The organism is Azoarcus taiwanensis, from assembly GCF_012910885.1.
In the GTDB taxonomy this organism is placed as follows: domain Bacteria; phylum Pseudomonadota; class Gammaproteobacteria; order Burkholderiales; family Rhodocyclaceae; genus Azoarcus_F; species Azoarcus_F taiwanensis.
Window position 1 is genome coordinate 1 of record NZ_WTVM01000233.1, and the last position, 2,540, is coordinate 2,540.

The following is a 2,540-nucleotide window of genomic DNA, read 5'->3' on the forward strand; positions in this document are numbered from 1 at the left end:
TCGAAGAGAAAACGGGGCGACACCGCAGAGAAAAGCGGTGATTTGCCGGAGAAATTGAACCGAGTTCGGTCGCTGTCATTGTTTGGCGGCGGGATTCAACGAAAACCTCGCGTTATTCGAGGTGCCCTTAACATCCAAACGCAGCAGTCGCAATACGTGGCTTCTGTGTCTTACATTGGGACTAATGCAACCACTGGTGTTATCCGAGCCGTGGCTCAAGGTGATCCGCGCATTACCGGCGCTAACATTGAACTAGAAGGAACCTATGTTGCTGCAACCGGCCAAGTGACTTGGGTATGCGGTGGTAGCATTGACACGAAGTATCTCCCGGCCAGCTGCCGTTAATGCGTGACTGACAGTTAGCGTATCCGAAAAGAGCCAGTGCCAAGGGGCGCTGGCTCTTTTCATTGAATGCTGGTATCTGGTCTCTGTGAATCTGCGCGCGTAGTTCATAATCCGAAACATGTATAAATATTGCGACGGCATTAATGATCGGGGGGGGCAAAAAATATTCGATCGGAGTCTCTGGTGCTCGATTGCCGCAGTCGTGATAGCGTGCGCTTGGTTGTTGCCAAATCATCATCTGCCTTGGCTTTCATTTCATTCGGACGCCTGGATTGCTGTCAGCTTAGCTGTCGTCACCGGTGTGTTATTAGTATTTAATAGAGCGAGAGTCTATTGGACTAAAACTGCTTTCGTTGTGCTGTTAGCAATCGCCTTGGTGTTCGGCCAGTATTTTTTTGGAGCGATTATTTTCGCCGGGGATATGTGGGTGTCGCTCCTCTATCTTGGTGGTTTACTCGTCGCACTGCTGATTTCCGACTCGCTTGTTCGTCAGCGACAGTGGTTGCTTGTCGACGTTCTCTTCGGTGCTATCGGTGTAGCAGCGATCATATCGGTTGGATTGCAGCTATATCAGTGGTTCGGGATGACACGATTCGGAGCAGTGACAGATATATGGGTCCTCGATCTAGTTGGTGGTAGACCCTATGCAAACCTGGGACAACCGAATCAACTCGCTACGCTGCTTGTATGGGGGCTTGTAGCCATAGGTTGGGCAGCGCTGAGGGGTGTCGTGCGGACGGGTGTCTTTCTGATGTGCAGCACCTTTATCCTTTTTGGGTTGGCTCTGACTCAGTCTAGAACTGCTTGGCTAGTAGTTATCTGTCTTGTTGTCGGAGCATGGATTTTCCGAAGGGCATGGTCGAATTCTCGGACGCCGTTACTGATAACCGTTCTTGGCGGCTTGTTCTTTCTTTTCGTATTCTCTATCGAGCCCATTAGTCGGTTGCTATATCTAGAGGGTTATGATTTAGGGGGGCGTGCTTCTGCTGGGCTTGTGGTTCGCCCGCTTGCATGGTGGATGTTTCTCGATGCTATATTTGCTGCGCCCTGGTTTGGTTACGGCTGGAATCAGACGCTGCTGGCGCAGGTTGCAGTGATTGATTCACACGAAAAGCTGTATGGACTCTCTTTTTCGCAAGCACACAATCTTCTCGTCGATCTATTGGTGTGGACCGGTATTCCGCTTGGTTTAATGCTGATTGTAGCTTTAGTTGTTTGGTACATTCATGTTTTCAAAAAGATTGAAAGCGAGATGCAGGTGCTATTGTTGTTCGCCGTGACTACGGTGGGAGTGCACGCGATGCTTGAGTTCCCATTGCATTATGCGTACTTTCTTCTGCCTACCGGCGTTTTTGTGGGGTCTTTGTGTGGGAGTCTCCAGCAGCGCGCTCTATTCGTTTTGAACTGGAAGGCAGTTGCTTTCATATGGCTGGTCTGCGCCTTGGGCTTGGCGATAACGGTTCACGAGTATCTAAAAATAGAAGAGAATTTCTTTGCTTTGCGCTTTGAAATGCGGCGTATCGGAACTGGGGGGGCGGCAGCTACACCAGAAGTGTTTATGCTTGATCAGCTGCGAGAAAATTTAAGGTTTGCGAGGCTTGAAATTGACGATGGCGTTGATGGAGAGAATCTTGCTTGGATGAGGCGCGTTGTAAATCGTTACCCAAGTGCGTTGAATATGACTAAGTTCTCAGAAGCCCTGGGACGAGGCGGGGAGCACGAAGAGGCAACCTACTGGTTGGGCCGCATATGCATGCTAGTTTCCGAAGACGAGTGCGCTATTGCACAAAGAGTTTGGTTAGCGCGCCAAGAGGAAGTTGGGGAGTTGGCAGGTATTCAGTGGCCACCCGAGTTCGATAGCGAAGGAAATCGGGGTCAAGGAAATCGGGTAGAGTAGAGAACTGGCTCGTCGATCCCGTAGGTCAAACCTATCCGTTGCCGCCCCTTTCGTCTGGCGGTGCCTCAATAGTCCGGCCGTAGTTCCAGTCACCAGTCCTCCCTCATCAAACCGTGCATGCGGTTCTCCCGCACACGGCTTTCCGATGTTCTTCACGCCAAGGCATGAGGAAAGGAAAGGGGTCAGGCCTAGCTTCGTAGCACGAGCCTAGCCTCACCCTGAAAGCCCGCGTCGGTTACGTCAGGGGGGCTATCATTCTTCCGATGCAACCAGCCGCTCAACTCGCCCGCCTCAGGCC

The 2,540-nt window shown here is 51.3% G+C and carries 2 protein-coding genes; both read left to right on the forward strand.

Features of this window, described 5'->3' with window-relative positions:
• A partial coding sequence (locus GPA21_RS19825; RefSeq protein ID WP_211163725.1) for a pilin occupies nucleotides 1–345 on the forward strand: 345 nt, incomplete at its 5' end.
• Between the two features lie 118 nt (nucleotides 346–463).
• Nucleotides 464–2,242, forward strand: coding sequence for a PglL family O-oligosaccharyltransferase (locus tag GPA21_RS19830; RefSeq protein WP_168989793.1), 1,779 nt, complete (start codon nucleotides 464–466; stop codon nucleotides 2,240–2,242).
• Nucleotides 2,243–2,540 lie beyond the last annotated feature (298 nt).

Coding starts and splice junctions, on each gene's coding strand:
- GPA21_RS19830 (WP_168989793.1), top strand. CDS start 464: ATGTATAAATATTGCGACGGCATTAATGATCGGGGGGGGCAAAAAATA.